We start from the raw sequence: 21,815 nt of genomic DNA, 5'->3' as shown, positions 1-21,815 counted from the left end.
TATCAGGCGACGGTGAAGAATCCGAGCGTCGGCAGGAACGAGCAGGTGCGCGGCTCCGAGGCCTCGTCGGCCTGGGTGGTCAGCGAACCGGAGACAACGGCGGCGACCCGGCCGCGGCCGGTGTCGACGATGGCCGAGAGCGTGGCCGGGCCACCCGGGTTGATCTTCGCCTCGTCGGTGAGCACCTGCACCCCGGACTGCCTGGTGTCCAGGTTCAGCCACTGCACGGTGAACGGCGGGTTCTGTACCGCGGTCGGCGACTTGGTGCCGAGCGCGGTGAAGACGAAGCCGGTCTGGCCGGCGGCCGGGCCGGGCGGCGGCAGCTGGGCCGGGCCGGGGACCGCCAGCGCGGTGCCGATCGAGTCGGCCGTGGCGCTGATGCAGCCCCTGCCGATCGACGGGTAGAGGAACTGCGCGATGGCCGGGCCGTCGTCCGGGATCTCCGGGCCACCGCCGCCGCTGCCGTCCAGGAACGTGATGATCCGCTCGAGCGTCGAACGGATCTGCGGCGGCAGGTTCAGGCTCGCCAGCAGTGCCCTCGCCTGGTCCAGGATGACGGCCTGCGGGCCCTCGGCGATATCCGCCGGGCCTGCGATGGCGCCTGCGATGGCCGGGGCGAGCGCGGCGAGCGCGTCCACCGGGACCCCCTCGGGAACCATCGGCACGCTGTAGCCGGCCGCGGTCGCCGCCGGAGCCGGGGCGGCCACCGAGGTTGCGGGCACGGCCAGAGTGGCGCTCGCCGCGAGGGCGAGCGCGGAAAGGGCGATCCGCGATCGGGTGCGAAGCACTGGGCTAGCCGTCCTTACCTTCGGTTACATCGGGGGACGCGAAGGCGAGAACGCCATCGTGTCGGGGTCACTTTAGGGACAACGCCGCCGTGTGTACAGCGCCACCGCCCCGATGCGCGCGTCGAGCAGCCGGAGCGCTGGATGAGACACTCGATCGGCTGTTACCGGAGTTGACAGTGTGACTCATGTTACTGCGCTGCGCGCCCGGACCGGGCACGCCGCGCCGGGCCGGCCCCGGCTAAGGTGAAGCAGCCCTTCCCGCCGTCGCGCCGGATCCCGCCGCGGCTTTATCGAAAGCTCGCGATGTGAATCGACACCTGCGCTGGGCCGTCGCGGTGCTGGGGCTCTCCGTGCTCGCCCGCCTCTCCTGGCTGCTCTTCGTCCCGAACGGGATGAACGTCGTCGACCTGCACGTCTACGTGGACGGCTCGGCCGCGCTGCTGAACGACACCCTCTACGACTTCACCTACTCGGAGAAGACCCCCGACTTCCCGCTGCCCTTCACCTACCCGCCGTTCGCCGCCCTGGTCTTCCTGCCGCTGCACTACCTCCCCTTCACCCTGGTCGCGGTGGGCTGGCTGCTCGCCATCGTGGCCGGGCTCTACGCGGTGATCCGGATCAGCTTCGAGTTGCTGCTGGGGAGAGAGGTCGCGGCCGAGCCGGGGTGGCGCACCGCGGCGATCTGGTGGACGGCGATCGGGATGTGGACCGAGCCGGTGCGCACCACCATCGACTACGGCCAGGTCAATGTCTTCCTCGTGCTCGGCGCGATGCTCGCGGTGCGCAGCGGCAGGTGGTGGGTTTCCGGCGGGCTGGTCGGGCTGATCGCCGGAATCAAGCTGACGCCTGCCATCACCGGGCTGTACTTCGTGGCGCGCAAGCGCTGGCTCACCGCGATCTTCTCGGCGGTGGTGTTCGGCGCGACGGTCGGGTTCAGCTTTCTGGTGGCCCCGGCGGACGCCAGGCGCTACTTCACCACGCTGCTCGGCGACGCGAGCCGGATCGGCCCGGTGGGGTCGGTGTGGAACCAGTCGCTGCGCGGCATGCTCAGCCGGCTGCTCGGGCACGATGTCGAGAGCGGTCCGGTGTGGATCGCGGCGGTGCTGGTCGCGGCGGTGCTGGCCTTCCTCGCCTGGCGCGCGCTCGCCGCCGACGACCTGCTCGGCACCCTCATCGTGGTGCAGATCTTCGGGTTGCTGGTGTCGCCGATCTCCTGGTCGCACCACTGGGTCTGGCTGGTGCCGACGGTGCTCTGGCTGCTCTACGGCCCGCTGCGGCAGGCGGCGGGAGCGCGGCTCCTGGCCGGCTACTGGCTGGTGACCACCCTGATCGGGGTGCCCTGGATCCTCTCCTTCTTCCAGGACTCCATCTGGACCATCCCGCGCCCGGCCGTGCTCTCCTGGCTCGGCGCCGTCGATGTGATCGGCGCCGTGGCCACCTACCTGTGGATGATCCGCGCGGGGCGGCTCAGCCGCCGGGCCGAGCCAGCCGATCGATCTCCCGAGCCAGCGCCACGTCCTGTGCCGTGAGCCCGCCCGCGGAGTGCGTGGAGAGGGAGTAGGTGACGGTGCGCCACCGGATATCGATGTCGGGGTGGTGGTCCGCCGCCTCGGCGGCCTCGGCGACCCGGCGCACCAGATCGATGCCGGAGAGGAAGGAATCGGCCTCGATCGCGCGGGTGATCGAGGCACCCTCGCGGGACCAGCCGTCCAGCTCGGACAGCGCCTCGGTGATCTCGGAATCGGAAAGCAGTGGCGTACCCATGAACCCTGGGTACCCGCTGAAGCGGCGCGAAGCTACGCGGCGCGCGCGGCTTTCAGCCCCTTCTTCAAGTCCTTGCCGGAGACGCCCGCTGCCTCCAGCTTCTTCATCCGCATGATGACCACGGGGCACTTCACGCAGCGCGTCTTCTTCCGACAGCACTTCTTCTTCGGTTTCAGCGTGGAAACCTTCTCGACCTTGATGCCCACGTTGGTTAGCTTAGCCTAACTTTGCGTGGGCGAGAACACCCCGCACGCGACCGCGAGCCGAGAGCGACCTGCCGGTAGTGTGTGACCCGGCCGTATGCCCGGCGAGTTCCGTCCTCGCCCTTATTTTCGCGGCGGCCGGCACCGCACACCAACAGCAGGAGGATCCGGCGTGTCGTCTGCACGCGATTTTCGCAACGTCGCCATCGTGGCCCACGTCGACCACGGCAAGACGACCCTGGTCGACGCCATGCTCCGGCAGTCGGGAGCGTTCGCCGAGCGCGCCGAGCTCGTCGATCGGGTGATGGACTCCGGTGATCTCGAGCGGGAGAAGGGCATCACCATCCTCGCCAAGAACACCGCGGTGCACCGGCACCACCCGGATGGTTCCGTCACCGTGATCAATGTCATCGACACCCCCGGCCACGCCGACTTCGGCGGCGAGGTCGAGCGCGGCCTCTCCATGGTCGACGGCGTCGTACTGCTGGTCGACTCCTCCGAGGGGCCGCTGCCGCAGACCAGGTTCGTGCTGCGCAAGGCGCTGGCCGCCTCGCTGCCGGTGATCCTGGTGGTGAACAAGACCGACCGCCCCGACGCCAGGATCGAGGAGGTCGTCGAGGAGAGCCACGACCTGCTCCTCGACCTCGCCTCCGACCTGGACGACGCCGCCGCCGAGGCCGCCGAGCTCGCGCTCGACCTGCCGGTGCTCTACGCCTCCGGCCGCGAGGGCAAGGCGAGCAAGGAGCGCCCGGAGAACGGCAACGCCCCCTCCGCCGAGAACCTGGACGCGCTCTTCGACGTCCTGCTGGAGTACATCCCGGCGCCCAAGGGCGACCCGACCGCGCCGCTACAGGCGCACGTCACCAACCTCGACGCCTCCGCGTTCCTGGGCCGCCTCGCGCTGGTCCGCATCTACAGCGGCGAGCTGCGCAAGGGCTCGACCGTGGCCTGGATGCACGCCGACGGGGTCAAGCAGGTGCGGATCACCGAGCTGCTGCAGACCATCGGCGTCGAGCGCACCCCCGGCGAGGTCGCGATCGCGGGCGACATCGTCGCCATCGCGGGCATCCCGGACATCATGATCGGCGATACCCTCGCCGACCCGGAGAACCCGGTGGCGCTGCCCCGGATCACCGTGGACGAGCCCGCCATCTCGGTGACCATCGGCACCAATACCTCGCCGCTGGTCGGCCGCGTGCAGGGCCACAAGCTCACCGCCCGCATGGTGAAGTCGCGGCTGGACCAGGAGCTGGTCGGCAACGTCTCGCTGCGGGTGCTCGACATCGGCCGCCCGGACGCCTGGGAGGTGCAGGGCCGCGGCGAGCTGGCGCTGGCCATCCTGGTCGAGCAGATGCGCCGGGAGGGCTTCGAGCTCACCGTCGGCAAGCCGCAGGTGGTCACCAGGAACGTCGACGGCAAGGTGCACGAGCCCTTCGAGGAGCTCACCGTGGACGCGCCGGAGGAGTACCTCGGCGCGATCACCCAGCTGCTCGCCGCCCGCAAGGGCAAGATGGTGCAGATGACCAACCACTCCGCCGGCTGGGTGCGGATGGAGTTCATCGTCCCCTCGCGCGGCCTGATCGGCTTCCGCACCGACTTCCTCACCGAGACCCGAGGCACCGGCATCGCCAACGCGGTCGCGCACGGCTACGCGCCGTGGGCGGGGGAGATCCGGGCGCGGCACACCGGCTCGCTCGTCTCCGACCGGGCCGGGACCGTGACCCCGTTCGCCATGATCCAGCTCGGCGACCGCGGGCAGTTCTTCGTGGAGCCGGGTGCGGACACCTACGAGGGCATGGTCGTCGGGATCAACCCGCGCGCCGAGGACCTCGACATCAACGTCACCCGCGAGAAGAAGCTCACGAACATGCGCAGCTCCACCGCGGACGTGATGGAGACGCTGGCCAAGCCGCTGCAGCTGGATCTGGAGGCGGCGATGGAGTTCTGCGCGGGCGACGAGTGCGTGGAGGTCACGCCCGAGGTGGTCCGGGTGCGCAAGGTGATCCTCGGCGCGACCGAGCGCGGCCGGGAGCTGTCCCGGCGCAAGGCCCGGGATCGCGCCGCGGCGCAGTAAATCCGTGCCGGGTGGAAGCCGTCCCGCGCCGCAGCCGGATGCGGGACGGCCCAGTAGAGTCCGTGGCGTGGTGATGGGTGGGAGCAAGCGCGCACGCCGTCGTGCGCGGATCTGGTACCGGGGAGCAGCGCGCACCGCGCTCGCCCTGGTTGCCCTGGCGGGGCTGGTCGGCGGCTGCGCGGCGAACCCGCCGCCGCCGATCGAGAGCACCAACAGCCCGCAGACCACCCCGGTGAAACCCGCCGCGACGACCGTCGTGGTCGCCCTGGACAGCATCGGCAGCGCCTTCAACCCGCACCTGCGGGCGGACCAGTCGCAGGCCACATCGGCCATCGCCTCCATGGTGCTGCCCAGCCCGTTCCGCCCGGTCCCCAGCCTGGCCGCGCCCGGCGCCACCGACTGGGTGCCGGACGCCGCGCTGGTCACCGCGGCGGACATCTCCGCCCAGGAGCCCTTCACCATCACCTACCGGCTGCGCAACGAGGCCAGCTGGTCGGACGGCGCCCCGATCGCCGCCGAGGACTTCCGCTACCTGTGGCAGGAGATGATCTCCCAGCCCGGCGTCACCGACCCGGCCGGCTACCGGCTCATCGAGGACGTGGATTCCTCGGCGGGCGGCAAGACCGTGACCGTCACGCTCACCCAGCCCTACCCCGCCTGGCGCGAACTCTTCGCCAACCTGCTGCCGTCGCACCTGCTCAAGGACGCCCCCGGCGGCTTCGAGCGCGGGATGAACGGCGAGGTCAACGGCGTCCGCGTCGCCGGCGGCCCGTTCGGCATCCGCTCGGCCGACCCCGGCCGCGAGGAGATCCTGCTGGAGCGCAACGACCGCTACTGGGGCACCCCCGCGGTCCCGGACCAGATCCTGCTTCGCCGCGGCGGCACCACCGCCCAGCTGGCCGGCTCGCTGCGCACCAACGACACCCAGATGGCGCTGGTGCACGGCGGCGTCGCCACCCGCGCGCAGCTCGCCGCCATCCCCTCGGTGCGCACCGGCATCATGCCGCAGTCGCGGGTCATGCAGATGGTGCTGAACGGCCGCTCCGGCGACCTCGGCGACCCCCGGGTGCGCGCCGCCGTGCTCGCGCTGCTCGACCCCACCCTGCTCGCCACCGTCGGCGCCCAGACCGGCGACTGGTACGAGCCGGCCAAGGCCCAGATCCTGGCCCCCTCCGACCCCGGCTACGTGCCGACCGCGCCGCCCCGGCCGAGTGCCGAGCAAGCCTTCGCCATGCTCGCCGAGGCCGGTTTCGGCCGCGCCCCCGAGACGCCGGTCGCGTCGTCCGCGACCTCGCCCGCCCCGCAGCCGCGCACCGTCGGCAAGAACGGCAGGGCGCTCACCGTCCGGATCGGCGCGGTCGAGCAGGACGCCAGCACCCTCGCGGTCGCCAATACCGCCGCCGACCAGCTGCGCAGCGCAGGTATCGACGCCACCGTGCGCAGCCTCCCCGCCGACGAGCTGTACGGCAGGGAACTGGTCGATGGCACCGTCGACGTCCTCGTCGGCTGGGAGGTCGCGGGCTCCGACCCCGCCACCGTGCTCGCCTCCCGCTACGGCTGCCCGCCCCCGCGCCCCGTGCTCGGCGACGGCGATGAGGAGCCCGCCGAGCTCGAGGCGGCCAGGCAGGCCCCGAGCAACCTCTCCGGCGTCTGCGACCCGACCCTGCAACCCGCCATCGACGCCGCGCTGCGCGGCATCGACGTCGGCATGGTGCTCGCCGACGCCGAGCCCAAACTCTGGGCGCTCAATACGGTGCTGCCGATCATGCAGGACAACGTGGTCGCCGCCGCGGGCCCGCGCGTGGACGGCGCCTCGCTGAGCGGCGCCATCCAGGTCGGCATCTTCGGCGACGCGGCGATGTGGCGGCGGCTGCCGTGATCGCCACCGGCGGGCTGCTGCTCGTGCACGCGCACCCCGACGACGAGACCATCACCACCGGCGGCACCATCGCGCACTATCGCCGCCGTGGCATCCCGGTCGCCGTGGTCACCTGCACGCTCGGCGAGGAGGGCGAGGTGATCGGCGAGCGCTGGGCCCAGCTCACCGTCGAGCACGCGGACCAGCTCGGCGGGTATCGGGTGCTCGAGCTCACCCGGGCGCTCGCCGCCCTGGACGCGGGCCCGCCCGTCTTCCTCGGCGGCGCGGGCCGCTGGCGCGATTCCGGCATGGCCGGCACCCCGTCCGCCTCGAACCCGCGCGCGTTCATCCACTCCGGGCAGGCCGCGGTGCAGGCCCTCACCTCGGAGCTGCTGGAGCGCAAGCCGCGCGTGGTGGTCAGCTACGACCCGCACGGCGGGTACGGCCACCCCGACCACATCCGCGCGCACGAGATCACCACCGCCGCCGTGGCCGCGGCCGCCGACCGGGGCTGGGAGGTGCCCAAGTTCTACTGGACCGTCACCGACGCCGACCTGCTCCGCCAGCACACCACCGCGCTGGCCCGCCGCACCGTCGACGGCCTGCCGGGCAAACTCCCGCCCGGCTGGCGGCTGCCCGCCGAGGACGAACTCCCCGGCGTGCCCGGCAGCACCGTGACGACCGCGATCGATGTCGCAGAGGAGCTGGCCGCCAAGCGCGCCGCGCTGCGCGCGCACGCCACCCAGGTCACGCTCGCGCCATCCGGCCGGGAGTTCGCGCTCTCCAACGGCGTCGCCCAGCCGGTCCTCCCGGAGGAGCACTTCGTGCTGGTCCGCGGCGAGCTCGGCCCGGTCGGCCCGGACGGCCGCGAGGACGACCTGTTCGCCGGATTGCCCGGTTTCTCGGATTCCGCCGAACCGGCGCAGAGCCCGGCGTGACCCGCGCCACCGGGGCATACACTTCGCCCATGTATAACTGGGACCTCCAGAACGCCATCGCCGCCTTCGTCGACACCCTGCGGCCGAACGGCGCGCAGCAGCACGAGATGTACATGTCGGCGCTCTACGCCTTCGTCGACATGCAGAGCCACCTGCTCGAGCTGCTCGGGTTCCCGCCGGTTCCGTGACCACGGCGACCCGGCCGCTCTTCACCGCCCTGGCCCCGATCATCCTGGTGGTGCTCGCCGTCGACGCGCTGTTGACGCTGGTACTCGAGGTGCTGTATCTGCCCAGCTACATCGGGTCGGTGGCGTTTCCGATCTCCGCGGTCATCGCCGGGGCGGTGAATGTCGGGCTGGTGTACGCGGCGGGCACGGTCAGCTCGCGGGTCGGCCTGCGGTTGCTGCCGCTGCTGGTGTGGACGCTCGGGTTCCTGATCTGCGCGACCAGCGGGCCCGGGGGCGACGTGCTGCTCGGCAGCAACTGGCAGACGTTGCTGCTGCTCTTCTGCGGGTTGGTGCCGCCGATGGTCTACGTCGCCCGCACCTGACGGGTGCCCGCCAGCCCCGGCGTGACCTGCTCGATGATCTCGTTCGCCCGGTCGAGCGGCACGTCCGGCACCAGGTACCGCTTCTTGCCCGCCGCCGTAGCCGCCACCAGCGTGGCGAGGCCGACCCGGCGCTGGAAGAACGACTGGCGGATGGTCCAGCCGAGGACGCCCGGCGCGGCGAGGCAGTCGCGGTCGCGGTCGAGCGAGCCGGAGCGGGTGACCAGCCAGGTCGGGGCGACCGGGGTCGCGGGGAGGACGGCGTGGCCGAGCCCGCGGTACCGATCCTCCGCCAACGCCGTCGCGGCCAGCGTGAGCACCACCGGGGCCAGCCACCACCAGGGGGAGTAGTGCACCCCGGCGATGCTCGCCACGAGCGGGACCAGCGCCGTTGCCGCCGCGGGCCACACCGCGCGGGTGTACCGCCGGTACCGTGCCGCCGGGCCGTGCGCAATCAGCATCACCGACCCCGGCGCCCGAGCAGCGTCGGGCAGAACGTTCTCAGGTCCAGCCGGACCCCCGTCCGCCGCCAGGTCGGGGTCCGGCTTCGTGAGCGCCCCGCGACCCGGGTTCGGCGCGCCGCCGACCTGTCCGGCCTCGTCCGCGTCGGTGTCCGGTCCGCCGCCGGACCGGCTCACCTCGCTCGCGGCGGCGAAGTCCCCCGGTTCCCCCGGAACCAGCACCGGCGCGTGCGCCCCCACCCGCCGCGCCGCCGGCGTCAGCAGATGCGCCAGCGTGTGATGCACCCGCACCGCGGGCGCCTGCGGCAGGATCCGCTGCCGCGGGTTCTCCCCGGTCATGATCGCCTCGAGCTGCGCCCCGCCCGCCGCCCGCAGCAGCAGCGGCTCCTTCACCGTCGCCCCGCGAAACCGCGCCAGATCGAGCGTGATCTGCCTGGTCGTGAAGAAGCCGTGCCGCAGGTGCAGCGTCCGCCCGTCGTCCAGCACCCGCAGCCCGTAGTAGGTCGCCAGGTACTGCGCGCAGGCCGCCACGCTGACGATCAGCACGACCAGCAGCACCACCCCCGCGACCCCGATCGCCATATTCCCGCCCGCCACCCCGTGCGCGGCCGAGCGGACGACCCGCTCCCCGTACCCGTACTGGAACCCGAACCCCGCCACCGGCGCCACGATCGCGAACCCGGTGAGCGAGAGCGGCGCGTACCGCACCCACACCGCCCGCCAGTGCCCGATCTCCCGCCCCGGCGGCTCCTCGGCAACCTTCTCCGGCTCGACCGGATTCGCCAGCAACTCGGCCCGCAGCGCGGGCCCCAGCCGGGCGTCCAGCGCGTCCAGCTTGAACCGCTCCCCGGCCTCCGCCTGCTGCCCGGTCCCGATCGCCAGCACCGCCAGCCCGAGCGCCCGATGCAGCAGATCCGCCTCGATATCCACCGACCGGATCCGCGACCGCGGCACCGAGAGCCTGCGCCGCTGGAGCAACCCCGTCCGCAACTCCACATGCGTCGGCCCCACCCGATACGTGGTGGTGAACCACCGGGTGAGCGCGAGCCCGACCACGAGCCCGGTCGGAATCAGGCTCCACGCGTGATTCCCGCTGCTCGCCCCGAGGATCACCGTCCCGATCAGCACCGGAACGTACTTGATCACCTCGTTCACCGGATGCACCAGCAGCATCCGCTTGTCCAGCCGCAGCCACGGATTCACGTCGCGTCCCCCCGATGCAGCGCCGCGATCCGGGTGAGCCGCGCCACCGCGTCCTCCGCCACCGGCAGGTCGAGCCCCGAGATCGGCACCGCCCCCGCCGAGGACGCCGTCGTCACCGTCACCGTCGCCAGCCCGAACACCCGATCCAGCGGCCCCCGCTCGATATCGACGGTCTGCACCCGCGAGATCGGCGCCACCCGGCTCTCCTGCGTCAGCCACCCCACCCGCGTGTAGACGGCCTCCTCGGTGATCTCCCACCGATGCACCGCGTACCGCCACATCGGAATCACCGCCACCGTCGTCACCACCGCGATCACCAGCGCCGTCCCTACGCCGGCCTGCCACCCGCGCCGCCCGTCGTCCAGCACCACCCACACCCCGAACCCGATCACCGGCAGCAGCCAGCTCAACACCAGCTCGGTACCCCACAGCAGCCGCGCTCGCGGGTCCGGCCGCCACGCGGGTTCGGCGAGAATTGTCCCGGCGCCGCGCCGCGGCGCGCCGAACGTCTCCTGATCGCTCACCGAGGCGGGCACGGTCCCGCCCGGATCGTCGCCGCTCCCGGCGCCCGCATCGTCGCGCGGCGACGGCGGCACGAGCGAATCACCGGCGGGCGACGAGCGCGCCCCCGCCCCGTCCCCGGCCGGGCCGGGCAGGTTCGGCGTCATGGCCCCATGGTGGCACGATCCGGCCCCGGGAATACCCGTGCCGGTGCGCCGGGTTGCCACCCGGAAGCACTCTCGTGCCATCGACACGGAGGAGACAGCGACGGATGGGTAGCGCATGATCGAGGACGTGACCGACCTTCCGAACCCCGGTGTCCCGCCAGCCCCGCCCTCGCCGTCGGCGATGCGCCGGGCCCTGCGCCGGGCCCGCGACGGGGTGACCCTGAACGTCGACGAGGCCGCGGTCCTCCTGCACGCCCGCGGCGACGACCTGAAAGACCTCACCACCAGCGCCGCCCGCGTCCGCGACGCCGGCCTGGCATCCGCGGGCCGCCCGAAGACCATCAGCTATTCCCGCAACGTCTTCATCCCGCTCACCCACCTGTGCCGGGACAAATGCCACTACTGCACCTTCGTCACCGTGCCGGGCAAGCTCCGCGCCGAGGGCAAGGGCATGTTCCTCGAGCCCGACGAGGTCCTGGAAATCGCCAGGAAAGGCGCGGAACTGGGCTGCAAGGAAGCCCTCTTCACCCTGGGTGACCGCCCCGAGGCCCGCTGGCCCGAGGCCGCCCAGTGGCTCGACGAACGCGGCTACGACTCCACCCTCGACTACCTCCGCGCCGTCTCCATCCTGGTCCTGGAGGAGACCGGCCTCCTCCCGCACCTGAACCCCGGCGTCATGAGCTGGGCCGAGATCTCCCGCCTCAAGCCGGTGGCGCAATCCATGGGCATGATGCTGGAGACCACCAGCACCCGCCTCTTCACCGAGAAGGGCCAGCCCCACTACGGCAGCCCCGACAAGGACCCGGCGGTGCGGCTGCGCGTCCTCACCGACGCGGGCCGCCTCTCGGTCCCGTTCACCACCGGCATCCTGATCGGCATCGGCGAGACCATCGCAGAGCGCGCGGACTCCATCATGGCGATCCGCAAGCAGCACAAGGAGTTCGGCCACATCCAGGAGGTGATCGTGCAGAACTTCCGCGCCAAGCCGGACACCGCCATGCGCGACACCCCCGACGCCGGCCTGGAGGAATTCCGCGCCACCATCGCCGTCACCCGCCTCCTCCTCGGCCCCGATGTGCACGTCCAGGCCCCGCCCAACCTCGTCTCCGCCCAGGAGTGCCGCGACCTCCTGGATGCCGGAATCGACGACTGGGGCGGCGTCTCCCCGGTCACCCCCGACCACGTCAACCCCGAGCGGCCATGGCCCAACCTCGACACCCTCCGCGACATCACCGCGGGATCCGGCTTCGAGCTGGTCGAACGCACCTCCGCGCACCCGAAGTACGTCCGCGCGGGTCACCCCTGGACCGACCCCCGCATCGCCGTCCACGTCGCCGCCCTCACCGACCCGGCGACCGGCCTCGCGAACCCCGACGCCGAGGTGATCGGCCGCCCCTGGCAGGAACCGGACGAGGCCTGGGACTCCACCGGCCGCACCGACCTCAACACCGCCATCGACACCGAGGGCCGCAATACCGAGTCCCGCAGCGACTCCGGCCTCGGCCAGGAGCTGGTTGGCGCCTTCGGCGACTGGGATACCATCCGCGAGCACGCCGCGGGCCTCGCCGTAGCGCCGGAACGCCTCGACACCGACGTCCTAGCCGCCCTGCGCGCCGCCGAAGCCGACCCCGCCGGCCTCACCGACGACCAGTACCTCGCCCTAGCCACCGCCGAAGGCCCCGACCTGGAGGCCGTCACCGCCCTCGCCGACCAGCTCCGCCGCGACACCAACGGCGACGACGTCACCTACGTCGTGAACCGGAACATCAACTTCACCAATATCTGCTACACCGGCTGCCGCTTCTGCGCCTTCGCCCAGCGCAAGGGCGACGCCGACGCCTTCACCCTGAGCGCGGACGAAGTAGCCGACCGCGCCTGGGAGGCCCACGTCGACGGCGCCACCGAGGTCTGCATGCAGGGCGGCATCGACCCGGAGCTCCCCGTCACCGGCTACGCCGACCTGGTCCGCGCCGTGAAGAAGCGAGTGCCGTCCATGCACGTGCACGCTTTCAGCCCGATGGAGATCGTCAACGGTGCCTCCCGCGGCGGCCAGAGCATCCGCGACTGGCTGGTGGCCTTGAAGGAGGCCGGCCTCGACACCATCCCCGGCACCGCCGCCGAGATCCTGGACGACGAGGTCCGCTGGGTCCTCACCAAGGGCAAACTCCCCGCGTCCGCGTGGATCGAGGTCATCACCACCGCCCACCAGGTCGGCCTCCGCTCCAGCTCGACCATGATGTACGGCCACGTCGACAACCCCAAGCACTGGGTAGGCCACCTCCGCGTCCTCCGCGGCATCCAGGACGAAACCGGCGGCTTCACCGAATTCGTGCTGCTCCCCTTCGTCCACCAGAGCGCCCCCCTCTACCTGGCAGGCGCCGCCCGCCCCGGCCCCACCCAGCGGGATAATCGGGCAGCCCACGCCCTCGCCCGCATCATGCTGCACGGCCGCATCGACAACATCCAGACCAGCTGGGTGAAGCTGGGAACCGCGGGTACCCGCGTCATGTTGAACGGCGGCGCCAACGACCTCGGCGGCACCCTCATGGAGGAGACCATCTCCCGCATGGCCGGCTCCCAGCACGGCTCGGCGAAGACCGTCGCCGAGCTCCGCGAGATCGGCGAGGGCATCGGCCGCCCCGTCCGCGAACGCACAACTATTTATGGAATCCCCCCGCACCGCCCCGCCGTGCTCCCGCTCACGGTGGGTTGAGCGGCGCGAGTTAGGGCAGGCTCACCACGAGTAGCGTTGAGCCTGCCGGGATACTGATGCGGGCGAGATTTCCCCGAGTGCGGAAGACTAGGAGAACGGCAGTGACGTACATCATCGCGGAACCGTGCGTCGATGTGAAGGACAAGGCCTGCATCGAGGAGTGCCCCGTCGACTGCATCTACGAGGGCGGCCGGATGCTGTACATCCACCCCGACGAATGCGTCGACTGCGGCGCCTGTGAACCCGTCTGCCCGGTCGAAGCGATCTTCTACGAGGACGACACCCCGGACCAGTGGTCCGGCTACATCAACGCCAACGTCGACTTCTTCGACGAACTCGGCTCGCCCGGCGGGGCGACCAAGGTCGGCGTCGTCGAGTCCGACCCGCCGTTCATCAAGGCCCTCCCGCCGATGGGCGAATGACCGTGCCCGCGCGTACCCGGGTGAGCAGCCTGCTCCCCGACTTCCCCTGGGACACCATCGCCGACGCCAAGGCTCGCGCTGCCGCGCATCCCGATGGCATCGTCGATCTGTCCGTCGGGACGCCGGTGGATCCGGTGGACCCGCTCATCCGGGACGCGCTGGCTTCGGTTTCTGACGTTCCGGGGTATCCGACTACGCACGGGACGCCCGAGTTGCGGGCTGCTGCGGTGGAGGCGTTGAAACGTCGGTATGGCATCACCGGGTTGTCCCCGGCTGCTGTTCTGCCGGTGATCGGTACCAAGGAGTTCATCGCCGGGTTGCCTCGGCTGCTCGGTCTCGGTGCTGGTGACCTGATGGTCATTCCCGAGATCGCGTACCCGACCTACGAGGTCGGCGGGCTTTTGGCCGGCTGCGAGATCCTGCGCGCTGACTCTCTGACCCAGATCGGGCCGCGGAATCCGGCGCTGATCTTCATCAACTCCCCGTCGAACCCCACCGGCAAGGTGCTCGGCGTCGATCACCTCCGCAAGGTCGTCTCCTTCGCCCGCGAACGCGGCGCCATCATCGCCTCCGACGAGTGTTACCTCGGTCTTACCTGGGAGGGGCGAGCCCCTTCGTTGCTCGACCCCGAGGTCTGCGACGGCGACTTCACCGGCCTGCTGGCCGTGCACTCCCTCTCCAAGACCTCGAACCTGGCCAGCTACCGGGCCGGGTTCGTCGCGGGCGATCCCGAGCTGGTCGCTGAACTGCTTGAGGTGCGCAAGCACTCCGGCATGATCGTCCCCTTCCCGATCCAGGCAGCCATGACTGCCGCCCTCGGCGACGACGCGCACGAATCGCGCCAACGCGAGCGCTACCGCGTGCGGCGAGAGACTTTGCGAAGAGCCCTAGAAGGTGCTGGTTTTCGCATCGACCACTCCGAAGCCGGTCTCTACCTTTGGGCTACCTGCGGCGAACCCTCCCGCAAGACCCTGGACACGCTGGCAGCTCGCGGCATCCTCGCCGCGCCCGGCGATTTCTACGGTCCGTCCGGGGCCCGGCACGTCCGGGTAGCGCTCACCGCTACCGATGAACGGATTGCCGCAGTAGCAACAAGATTGTTCGCGGTTTAGCCTCGGCACTGTCGCTGTCATGACGCCGAGGTCCCCCATGGGAAGAGGCAGCCCAGCATCAGCGGGCGATCAGCACCCTCGCGCTCAATAAGCGATCGACGTCAACGCAGCGGACTGCCGCAGTCGCACAACAATCTAGTGGGCGGGCTTCGGCTGGCGATCTGACTGAGAATGTTCTACCGCGGTGGGGCGCCTGAGACGGCGGGCCATAACTACTTCTGCGATCTGACGTGCCGCTGTCTCCGGGTCCTCGTGCTCCCAGATCCGGATGACATCCCACCCCGCGTCGGCGAGCAGACGGTCTGTTTCCTGGTCCCGTGCCTTATTGCTGGCGATCTTCTGGCTCCAGAACTCGCTGTTGCGGTGCGCGGGACGGTAATGTTCAGGGCATCCGTGCCAGTAACAACCGTCGCAGAAGACTGCGACCTTTGGTCCGACGAATACAATATCGGCACGTCTTCGTGACTCGGTCAGCGGTCGTGCATCTACTCGGTAGCCCAGTCCGTGCGCGCGTACAGCCGCGCGCAGCGCCAGTTCCGGTCTAGTGTCGCGTCCTCGATTCCCTCGCATTATCGACCGCACTGCTCGCGAACTCGCCCATGACCGCGAAGACGTGTCTGGTGGGGGAAGCAGCTCCCGATCGATTACCTGACGCCATCCCTGGATCAAGTTCTGGCGTCGTGTCCGGCCGTCGACTTCTCCGACGTACTTAGTGGGGTACTTGCCATGATCAGACCACCGCACGTAGGCACGAATCCGACGTGTCTTGGCGTACACCTTCAGCTCGACGGACGCCAGAGAGATGTTGCCGTCGTCGAGCCCGACCAAGCGGTTCGTGCGCCCGCCGGCTGCCCGGTCTTGTTCTGCGGATCGTGCCGCCCGACTGAGGTCGGGGGGACATTTCCAGGCGCGATCAGCTGGAGACTCGTCGTTCCATTTATTGGATTTGACGCCATCCACGAACTAACTCGCCGCCTCGGCTTCCGCCAACACCGTGGCGACCGCCTCCGCGAATATCTTGCCCAGCAGAACGGGCACCGCGTTCCCGAGCTGTCGCATCTTCTCGCCTCGCGGCCCTGCCAGTTGCCAGTCGTCGGGGAAGGTCATCACACGGGCCGTCTCGCGCACAGACATGTATCGATGTGTACCGTCGTCAAGCAACATGACCGACTCGCCACCGGGGACGCCGTGAACGCCGGCCTTCACGGTCTTCGCAGGTCGATCGAGCTCGTTCGGCGTGTGGCCGGAGTAGATGCGAGCGTCCGGCCATCCGATATGGTCGGTGAAGCCGCCGAGTAGATGTTCCTTGCGATCGAGCTTGTCCGGCGGAATGTCGGGCAGCGGTTTCTGGCCGTGCAACCCTTGCAGTGCGTCTCGAAGCGTTCGCCACGGCATAAGTCCTTCGTCGTTAGCGGTCGGCAGCGTGCCGGGTTGCATCGGGATTCGTGCCGTGACTCGCTCACGTACCGCTTTCGGCACGTTCGGGTGTCTCTTCCAGTAGGTTCCGCTGAGTATGTCCTGGTGCAAGCGGTCGGCTGAATGAGTCGGTTTTACAAGTTCTCTAAATCGGTGCATGTCGACGGCAACGTCCCGGCGAAATGCTATCAGAATGACTCGATTTCGAATCTGCGGAACGCCGTAGTCGGCCGCGTTGACTGGGAAGTGGGCGACCTCGTACCGCACATCCTCGGCGATATGAGCTGATTCGTTCATGTGCCGCAAAATCTCGTCGTGATCCTGCCACCGCGATCCCTCGGCCCGTTCCTCGAAAGGTAGAGAAAGCTCACGTTTGATGTATTCGAAGTACGGCATGAACGAGGGGCGAAGTAACCCGCGAACATTCTCGCAAATGACAGCCTTTGGCCGTATTTCTCGAATGGCTCGGAACATATGAGGGAAACCGTTGCGGTCGTCCTCATCGCCCTTGGCGATACCGCCCAGCGAGAAGGGCTGGCAGGGCGGACCGCCAGCCAGAACATCGACCTTGTCGCGTAGATATTCGAAGTCGACCTTCCGGACATCGCCAACCACCAGTGGAGGCCGCTCCCCGACGGCCGGGACGGTGGGAGCCCACCCCTCCTCAACGGGATTCGCCACGTTGATCGCGAGGGTCTCGCAGGCGCGCCTCGCGAACTCGTTGAACAGCAGTGGCCGAAAGCCCGCGCGTTCGACAGCCATCGCGAGACCCCCGCCCCCGGCGAAGAGCTCGACACTCGTACGCTGGCCCTTGTTGGCGGCTCGGTCCTTCGGCATGGGCGAAACCATACCGCAGACATCGATCGAACGCGCGTGCGAATCGCCTGTCTCGGTCAATCCTTCGTGATCAGTCGTCCTCGTCGTCCTGATCCGCCACCTCGCCCTTCTCGTCGAGGCGTCCCTGGCCCTCGAATGGCTCCACCGAGCCGTTGGTGGCGCGCCAGTATCGGGTGGCGCTGGCGAGGTCCTCGAAGTCCGGGTACAGGATCACGTACCCCGGCAACTCCGTGGCCTGCCACCCGTCCGGGAGAGACTCAAGCACGAACCGCAGAAAGGAGACGGTGTCCATCTTGGTGTCCGGAACGGTAACCGGAACGTCCCGAAGGCTCGTGTGTGGCACCTTGCTCTTAGGCATCGTCAGAAAGCGAAACGTATATGGCAGTGCGCTCTTCGCCGCTGTAAGCACCGGTCCAAGCGTTTGTTTGCCAGGAGTCAGACCGTCGACGGTCAAACCGGTATTGATCGGATACCTGGCGTCGAAGTGCTTCGCCTTAACCAGCGTTTTATCTCGGTTTCGACCGGGATCCTTATTGCCGAAACCCATCGTGTTCCAGGGGGCCTCCCCCTTCGCGCGATAGCGCTTTATCAAGAGTTTTTCGGGCGCCGCCGCGTCTAAGTCCTCATCGACGTACAGGCATACGAATCCTACCTGTTCGAGGCTGATGTTCACTCGTCCCGAGATTTTCTTGCGGTGCACATCCAGGCGATCCCGCAGACTCTTAGAAGCCTTCCCGACATAGACCAGCTCATCGTCGACATACAGCTGGTACACGCCGGGGCGGTGCTGAATTTCTTCCTTGAGATACTCGGCGGAGAGCGGAGCCGGCACGAGCCGCTCCAATCCCTCGCCCAGTTGGTCCCCAAGCGCCCGTGTGATGCTCAGTTTGAAGTCCCCGCTTGCCTGGCCCTTGTCCCCAAACAGTCTGATATCTGGTCGATCTGTCACTCCGTCAACGTATCGCAACCGGCGTGCGGAGGTTCCCGCTGCCCGGCCGACGGTAGGACCGTGTTACACGTCGGCTGGCCTCGTAGCGGGTGCACTTGGTCGAGCAGGTGCGGGAGCATCAGGTGGTCGTTGAGGTTGACCGCGCGGTCAGGTCCTAGGACCAGCGGGACTCCGTTGTCGAAGGTCAGGATGCGGTGTTTGAGCTGGTCTTGGCGCGGTCGACCAAGCTCGGCCCTGTCTCGGCGCCCCCCTTTTCCTCGGGTGTGTGAGGCGTCGGCGATGACCTGGCCAAAGTTTATCAGCCCGGCGGTGTTGTAGTTATCGAGCATCGCTTGGTGCATGCGGTCCAAGACGCCAGCTTCGGTCCAGTCCCATCCTCGGCGCCAGCGGGTCATCCCCGATCCGAATCTGAGTTCCTGGAGCAGGTCTTTCCATCCGGTGCCGGTGAAGAGCACGAACAGGATGCCCTGGAACACCAGACGGTGTCCATCCTCGCTGGGCCGGGTGTTTTGACCGGTTTGATCGGCGATAGCGGTCCGATTACTGCCCACAACTCGTCGTCCACGATCCGAGGTGCTGCAACGACCGAACATGCTGCACGACAACGACACTCGCCGCCCATCCCTACAATCTCGTTGGGAGCTCCAAGCAGTCAGGCCCAACCTGGACTCGGCGGTGTTGCTGCTACCTGGTCAGCCAGGGTTTCGAAAAGCCGGAGCGCTTCCGCGTAGTCGCCATCTGGATAGGGTATGACATTTACTCCGTAAGAATAGGTGAGAACATCTCGTTCATAGTCTGGAATGCTGCTGGGGGCGAGCATGTAGTGCGCCGGAGTTTGATTCCGGCTGCCGAAGATATTCTCTAGAATTAGTTGTATGTCTGGGTCGTGGAGTCGGTAACCTAGCAACAGCGCTGGGCGGGTCAATAGTAAGGCGTGAAGCGTCTCCATCGCATGGGCCCCATTGCTTCGGACGTCGGTATAGTCTCTGCGACTAAGCACGATGTCTTCAATGCGATCAACCGAACCATGAATCTTAAGTAGAACAGGGGTGTCTCGTCGCACATCAGCGGCGACCGTTTTGGAAGTGTACTCGTGTACTGCATAACCCGAGAAGGTCGCCCGTTCGAGGATTTTGTCATAATTGGTAGTGACAATTACTTGCGGCTCTGCTCGGACAATCGCCTCGTGCCATTTGCTGCCGGTAAATAAATTTCCCCGTTCGCCATCGACCAACGCCTTGATGGCGCTGAGCATGTCTTGATCGCGCGAACGGCTGCGTGCATCGATTTTCAGTAGCTCCGCTGCCTCCACGAGACGGCTGTTTTCGATCAAGGTGTCGAGTTCTGTGCGGCGCTCATCGACGCTGATTTGGTCCGCGACTTTGCGCAGAAGATCTGGCCAACTAGGGGGATTCTTGCCTGCTGTATTGGTGCAAGATGCCGATATGCCCGCGCCGACAAAGATAGTGAGATTCCTGCGGACCGCATGGGTGATTACCTCGTTCGGCCATTCGCTTATTGAGCTCACAGGGCGGCATTGGTCTTGAGGCGGTCAAACATCTGCTTGAGTTGTTCGACGTATCGTTTCTGTTGAGTAACCTGTGCCCCCCGGACGCCATCCCCGGTCGTCAGGGCTGTGATGGGCGCATGGGCGGTCTGCGACATCGGTATCATTGAGAACATGTTGGGGACGACACCCACCTCTCGGGTTGTCAGTGAAGTAGCCTCAAATTTCTGCAGTTTGGTTGCGCGTTTGGGAATCTCATTTTTGTAATGATCGTAGGCCTGCACGCTGCGGATTTTTCCGCCAGAAGTCTTTGCGACGTACTGTTGAATGCTGTACCCAGCCCAGCCCTGGGCCACCGGAAGAGAGGAGTTTATTTGATGTTCTGTGCGCTGTTCCTCGGTTGCTTCAAGGCGATCAACGTAACCGCGATAATGGCTAGTCCACCCGTCTAGCCATTCACCGATGTTCTCAAGTGCGTAAAGACTGAAAAGGTCCGGAGCGACGGGAGTGAAGAAGTAATCGCTGCCAATTAAAACGCTTCGATTCAGTGCCCCCAGGCTTGGTCCCAGATCGAAAATGACTACGTCTGCGGTCAATGACGAAACAAGATCCCGAACCCAAAGTGATCGCCGTGCTCCACCGAGGTATCCAGAGGCGAATTCTGCCCATGAGGCACTCAATCGGTCCTCGATCGCTGACAAAGAAGGGTGCCCGGCGAGGACTCTAACTTTAAAACGATCGGATTCATGTAGCTCTATGTTTGTATCGACACCCGAATCTCCGGCGCGTATGTGACGAAGTGCCCGCAGAAGTGTGCGCCGTTCTGAGTTATCGCGATCCTCGTAGATTGTCTCCCAAACTTCATCTTTCAAGAGTAGTTGAGTGGCATTGGACTGGGGATCGCAGTCCGCCACGATCACCGCTAGATCCTGCTCGGCCAGGTAAGCGGCAAAATTACATGCGAGCGTTGTCTTTCCGACACCACCCTTGTTGTTGAAGAAAGCAATCGATGTCACCACGGGTGTGATCGTACGTGCTGTGTCGCCGAAACGTCGCGCGACTCACGCTATAGCCCTGATGGTGCTGGATCTATAGTGCTCAGTCTGCTTGTTGACTGGAAAGCATTAAGTCGCTCTAGGACTGGAGGAGACACTCGAAGTCGAGGAGGCGGTGCGGCGTTCGACCGTCTTCGAATCGCGCCCATTGCGAAGAGGCGTCGGTCGCTGGGAGGGCGGAAGTCCGGCTCCGTTCGATGGGAGCCGGGCTTCCGGTAGAGCCGCTACGCCTCGTCGAAGTCGCCGCGTGCGATCCCGCTGGTGAAGACGCCCCAGGCGCTGGCAGGGAAGGTCAGGTGTCCGCTCGTGATGTCCTTCGAGTCTCGGACCCCGACCTGAGTTCCCGCGAAGGCGACCTCGACGCAGTCGATGTTGCCGCTCTTAGAGGATTTGAACCAGCTGGCACTGGCGAAGTCGGCTTTCATTGCGCATACCTCCTTGCTGCCTGCCGGAGCAGGTCGCGTGTTTGCTGCGGATTCAACGCTACGCGGCTCAGTGCCTGGTGGGCCATGCGGTAACGCTCCACCGTCTCGGCGTGTTCCAGATACAGCGCTCCCGTGAAGCCTTCGATGTGCACGGTCGAGGGTTCGCTCACGCCTCTCGCGTCTTGCTTGAAGTCGAGGATGCCGAAGGGGCCGACGACCTCGCCCAGCGGGAGCGCTGAGCTGAACGGCACGACCCTGACCTCGATATTGTCCCGAGTGCTGAGGTCCGCGAGGTGTCGAAGTTGCTGCGACATGATCGCCGGGCTTCCGACGATCCGGTGTAGCGCGTGCTCATCCAGCAGTTCGGTCACGTGCAACGGACGCCAGGTTCGGGTGACGAGTTTCTGCCGATGTAGGCGTATCTGCACCCGCCGGGAGATGTCTGCGGAGTCGTTGTCCGGATAGGCAGTGCGGAGCATGACTTCGGCGTACGACGGCGTCTGGAATAAGCCGGGGACGATGGTGCTGAACGAGGTCGACGAGGCGGCGGCCGCTTCCAGGCCGATGTAGACGCTGAAGGCTTCCGGAATGAGGTCGCCGTACTCGTGCCACCAGCTCCGATCGTTGCCTTGCCGAGCCAACCCCATCAGGGCCTCGGTCATTGTCCGATCGGCGTGCAGTACCCGGCACAGCGCCTCGATGTCGAGCAACCGGATGCGATGCGGTGTACCAGTTTCGAGCCGCTGCACCGTCCCGGCGCCGCGCTCGATGAGACGAGCAACCTCCGCAATCGTTAGTCCGGACTCCTGTCGTAGCTCGCGCAGGTGCCGTCCCAACTGCCTGCGCGGCACCGTCGACCCCGCGTGAGCGTCAGG

22 protein-coding genes are annotated in these 21,815 nt (G+C 67.6%); 9 read left to right on the top strand and 13 right to left on the bottom strand.

Annotation, left to right across the window (positions count from 1 at the left end; all coding sequences use genetic code 11):
• Positions 1 to 2: 2 nt before the first annotated feature.
• The gene (locus NH2_RS12360) at positions 3 to 788 is read right to left on the bottom strand and encodes an Rv1157c family protein (RefSeq protein WP_067652864.1); all 786 of its coding nucleotides are present in this window, start codon (positions 786 to 788) and stop codon (positions 3 to 5) included.
• A 305-nt stretch (positions 789 to 1,093) separates the two neighbouring features.
• Here NH2_RS12360 and NH2_RS12355 point away from each other — a divergent pair, with 305 nt between their 5' ends.
• Positions 1,094 to 2,317 carry a mannosyltransferase gene (locus NH2_RS12355; protein WP_067652862.1) on the top strand — a complete coding sequence of 408 codons (1,224 nt, stop codon included), beginning with the start codon at positions 1,094 to 1,096 and terminating at the stop codon, positions 2,315 to 2,317.
• Here the strand turns inward: NH2_RS12355 and NH2_RS12350 are convergent.
• Both NH2_RS12350 and NH2_RS29215 read right to left on the bottom strand, forming a co-directional pair.
• Positions 2,256 to 2,552: a 4a-hydroxytetrahydrobiopterin dehydratase gene (locus NH2_RS12350; protein ID WP_067652860.1), complete on the bottom strand. Its 297-nt coding sequence runs from the start codon at positions 2,550 to 2,552 to the stop codon at positions 2,256 to 2,258. The two genes, NH2_RS12355 and NH2_RS12350, sit on opposite strands and share 62 nt — an antisense overlap.
• A gap of 32 nt (positions 2,553 to 2,584) precedes the next feature.
• The gene (locus NH2_RS29215; protein ID WP_169811481.1) at positions 2,585 to 2,758 is read right to left on the bottom strand and encodes a hypothetical protein; all 174 of its coding nucleotides are present in this window, start codon (positions 2,756 to 2,758) and stop codon (positions 2,585 to 2,587) included.
• A 169-nt stretch (positions 2,759 to 2,927) separates the two neighbouring features.
• On the opposite strand from NH2_RS29215, the gene typA reads away from it, so the two are divergent.
• The 5 genes from typA (at position 2,928) to NH2_RS12325 (ending at position 8,175) form a co-directional block, all read left to right on the top strand.
• Positions 2,928 to 4,829 (top strand): translational GTPase TypA, encoded by a 1,902-nt coding sequence (typA, locus tag NH2_RS12345; RefSeq protein WP_067652858.1) that lies wholly within the window; start codon positions 2,928 to 2,930, stop codon positions 4,827 to 4,829.
• 73 nt (positions 4,830 to 4,902) lie between these two features.
• The gene (locus NH2_RS12340; protein WP_067652856.1) at positions 4,903 to 6,708 is read left to right on the top strand and encodes an ABC transporter family substrate-binding protein; all 1,806 of its coding nucleotides are present in this window, start codon (positions 4,903 to 4,905) and stop codon (positions 6,706 to 6,708) included.
• Complete coding sequence (gene mshB / locus NH2_RS12335; RefSeq protein ID WP_157103775.1) at positions 6,708 to 7,625, top strand: N-acetyl-1-D-myo-inositol-2-amino-2-deoxy-alpha-D-glucopyranoside deacetylase; 918 nt, start codon at positions 6,708 to 6,710, stop codon at positions 7,623 to 7,625. Before NH2_RS12340 ends, mshB begins: the two co-directional genes overlap by 1 nt.
• Before the next feature lie 29 nt (positions 7,626 to 7,654).
• Positions 7,655 to 7,813, top strand: a complete 159-nt coding sequence (locus NH2_RS29210) for a hypothetical protein (protein WP_169811480.1) — start codon at positions 7,655 to 7,657, stop codon at positions 7,811 to 7,813.
• On the top strand, positions 7,810 to 8,175 hold the full coding sequence (locus NH2_RS12325; protein ID WP_067652849.1) for a hypothetical protein: 366 nt from the start codon (positions 7,810 to 7,812) through the stop codon (positions 8,173 to 8,175). The genes NH2_RS29210 and NH2_RS12325 overlap by 4 nt, the downstream gene beginning before the upstream one ends.
• Here the strand turns inward: NH2_RS12325 and NH2_RS29790 are convergent.
• Together NH2_RS29790 and NH2_RS12315 are read right to left on the bottom strand one after the other, a co-directional pair.
• Entirely contained in the window at positions 8,157 to 9,836 is a 1,680-nt protein-coding gene (locus NH2_RS29790) for a PH domain-containing protein (RefSeq protein WP_067652847.1), read from the bottom strand. The two genes, NH2_RS12325 and NH2_RS29790, sit on opposite strands and share 19 nt — an antisense overlap.
• The gene (locus NH2_RS12315; RefSeq protein ID WP_067653532.1) at positions 9,833 to 10,360 is read right to left on the bottom strand and encodes a PH domain-containing protein; all 528 of its coding nucleotides are present in this window, start codon (positions 10,358 to 10,360) and stop codon (positions 9,833 to 9,835) included. Before NH2_RS12315 ends, NH2_RS29790 begins: the two co-directional genes overlap by 4 nt.
• Positions 10,361 to 10,619: 259 nt before the next feature.
• Here NH2_RS12315 and NH2_RS12310 point away from each other — a divergent pair, with 259 nt between their 5' ends.
• From NH2_RS12310 to dapC, 3 genes are all read left to right on the top strand, one after another.
• Positions 10,620 to 13,217: a bifunctional FO biosynthesis protein CofGH gene (locus tag NH2_RS12310; RefSeq protein ID WP_067652845.1), complete on the top strand. Its 2,598-nt coding sequence runs from the start codon at positions 10,620 to 10,622 to the stop codon at positions 13,215 to 13,217.
• A 101-nt stretch (positions 13,218 to 13,318) separates the two neighbouring features.
• The gene (gene fdxA, locus NH2_RS12305; RefSeq protein WP_067652843.1) at positions 13,319 to 13,639 is read left to right on the top strand and encodes a ferredoxin; all 321 of its coding nucleotides are present in this window, start codon (positions 13,319 to 13,321) and stop codon (positions 13,637 to 13,639) included.
• Positions 13,636 to 14,751 carry a succinyldiaminopimelate transaminase gene (gene dapC, locus NH2_RS12300; protein WP_067652841.1) on the top strand — a complete coding sequence of 372 codons (1,116 nt, stop codon included), beginning with the start codon at positions 13,636 to 13,638 and terminating at the stop codon, positions 14,749 to 14,751. Before fdxA ends, dapC begins: the two co-directional genes overlap by 4 nt.
• 135 nt (positions 14,752 to 14,886) lie before the next feature.
• Here the strand turns inward: dapC and NH2_RS29505 are convergent, their stop codons facing one another.
• The 8 genes from NH2_RS29505 to NH2_RS12275 form a co-directional block, all read right to left on the bottom strand.
• Positions 14,887 to 15,321, bottom strand: coding sequence for a very short patch repair endonuclease (locus NH2_RS29505; RefSeq protein ID WP_157103774.1), 435 nt, complete (start codon positions 15,319 to 15,321; stop codon positions 14,887 to 14,889).
• A gap of 393 nt (positions 15,322 to 15,714) precedes the next feature.
• Positions 15,715 to 17,004: a DNA cytosine methyltransferase gene (locus tag NH2_RS12295; RefSeq protein ID WP_084505532.1), complete on the bottom strand. Its 1,290-nt coding sequence runs from the start codon at positions 17,002 to 17,004 to the stop codon at positions 15,715 to 15,717.
• 70 nt (positions 17,005 to 17,074) lie between these two features.
• Entirely contained in the window at positions 17,075 to 17,953 is an 879-nt protein-coding gene (locus NH2_RS12290) for a GIY-YIG nuclease family protein (RefSeq protein WP_067652839.1), read from the bottom strand.
• Positions 17,950 to 18,546, bottom strand: coding sequence for a transposase (locus NH2_RS28115; protein ID WP_281202036.1), 597 nt, complete (start codon positions 18,544 to 18,546; stop codon positions 17,950 to 17,952). Before NH2_RS28115 ends, NH2_RS12290 begins: the two co-directional genes overlap by 4 nt.
• 59 nt (positions 18,547 to 18,605) lie before the next feature.
• Positions 18,606 to 19,481, bottom strand: coding sequence for an SIR2 family NAD-dependent protein deacylase (locus NH2_RS28110; RefSeq protein WP_157103735.1), 876 nt, complete (start codon positions 19,479 to 19,481; stop codon positions 18,606 to 18,608).
• Complete coding sequence (locus NH2_RS28105) at positions 19,478 to 20,479, bottom strand: ParA family protein (protein WP_169811478.1); 1,002 nt, start codon at positions 20,477 to 20,479, stop codon at positions 19,478 to 19,480. The genes NH2_RS28110 and NH2_RS28105 overlap by 4 nt, the downstream gene beginning before the upstream one ends.
• A gap of 260 nt (positions 20,480 to 20,739) precedes the next feature.
• Positions 20,740 to 20,940, bottom strand: coding sequence for a DUF397 domain-containing protein (locus tag NH2_RS12280; RefSeq protein WP_067652837.1), 201 nt, complete (start codon positions 20,938 to 20,940; stop codon positions 20,740 to 20,742).
• Positions 20,937 to 21,791, bottom strand: a complete 855-nt coding sequence (locus tag NH2_RS12275) for a helix-turn-helix domain-containing protein (protein WP_067652835.1) — start codon at positions 21,789 to 21,791, stop codon at positions 20,937 to 20,939. The genes NH2_RS12280 and NH2_RS12275 overlap by 4 nt, the downstream gene beginning before the upstream one ends.
• Positions 21,792 to 21,815: the final 24 nt, after the last annotated feature.

Source organism: Nocardia harenae NBRC 108248 (assembly GCF_001612885.1).
In the GTDB taxonomy this organism is placed as follows: Bacteria; Actinomycetota; Actinomycetes; order Mycobacteriales; family Mycobacteriaceae; genus Nocardia; species Nocardia harenae.
This window is presented reverse-complemented; position numbering and strand designations above follow the sequence as displayed.

What these genes read in the sequence shown, in the direction of transcription:
- NH2_RS12350 (WP_067652860.1), bottom strand. Translation starts at nt 2,552, where the DNA reads ATGGGTACGCCACTGCTTTCCGATTCCGAGATCACCGAGGCGCTGTCC.
- NH2_RS12340 (WP_067652856.1), top strand. Translation starts at nt 4,903, where the DNA reads ATGGGTGGGAGCAAGCGCGCACGCCGTCGTGCGCGGATCTGGTACCGG.
- NH2_RS29210 (WP_169811480.1), top strand. Translation starts at nt 7,655, where the DNA reads ATGTATAACTGGGACCTCCAGAACGCCATCGCCGCCTTCGTCGACACC.
- NH2_RS12310 (WP_067652845.1), top strand. Translation starts at nt 10,620, where the DNA reads ATGATCGAGGACGTGACCGACCTTCCGAACCCCGGTGTCCCGCCAGCC.
- dapC (WP_067652841.1), top strand. Translation starts at nt 13,636, where the DNA reads ATGACCGTGCCCGCGCGTACCCGGGTGAGCAGCCTGCTCCCCGACTTC.
- NH2_RS29505 (WP_157103774.1), bottom strand. Translation starts at nt 15,321, where the DNA reads ATGCGAGGGAATCGAGGACGCGACACTAGACCGGAACTGGCGCTGCGC.
- NH2_RS12295 (WP_084505532.1), bottom strand. Translation starts at nt 17,004, where the DNA reads ATGCCGAAGGACCGAGCCGCCAACAAGGGCCAGCGTACGAGTGTCGAG.
- NH2_RS28115 (WP_281202036.1), bottom strand. Translation starts at nt 18,546, where the DNA reads ATGTTCGGTCGTTGCAGCACCTCGGATCGTGGACGACGAGTTGTGGGC.
- NH2_RS12280 (WP_067652837.1), bottom strand. Translation starts at nt 20,940, where the DNA reads ATGAAAGCCGACTTCGCCAGTGCCAGCTGGTTCAAATCCTCTAAGAGC.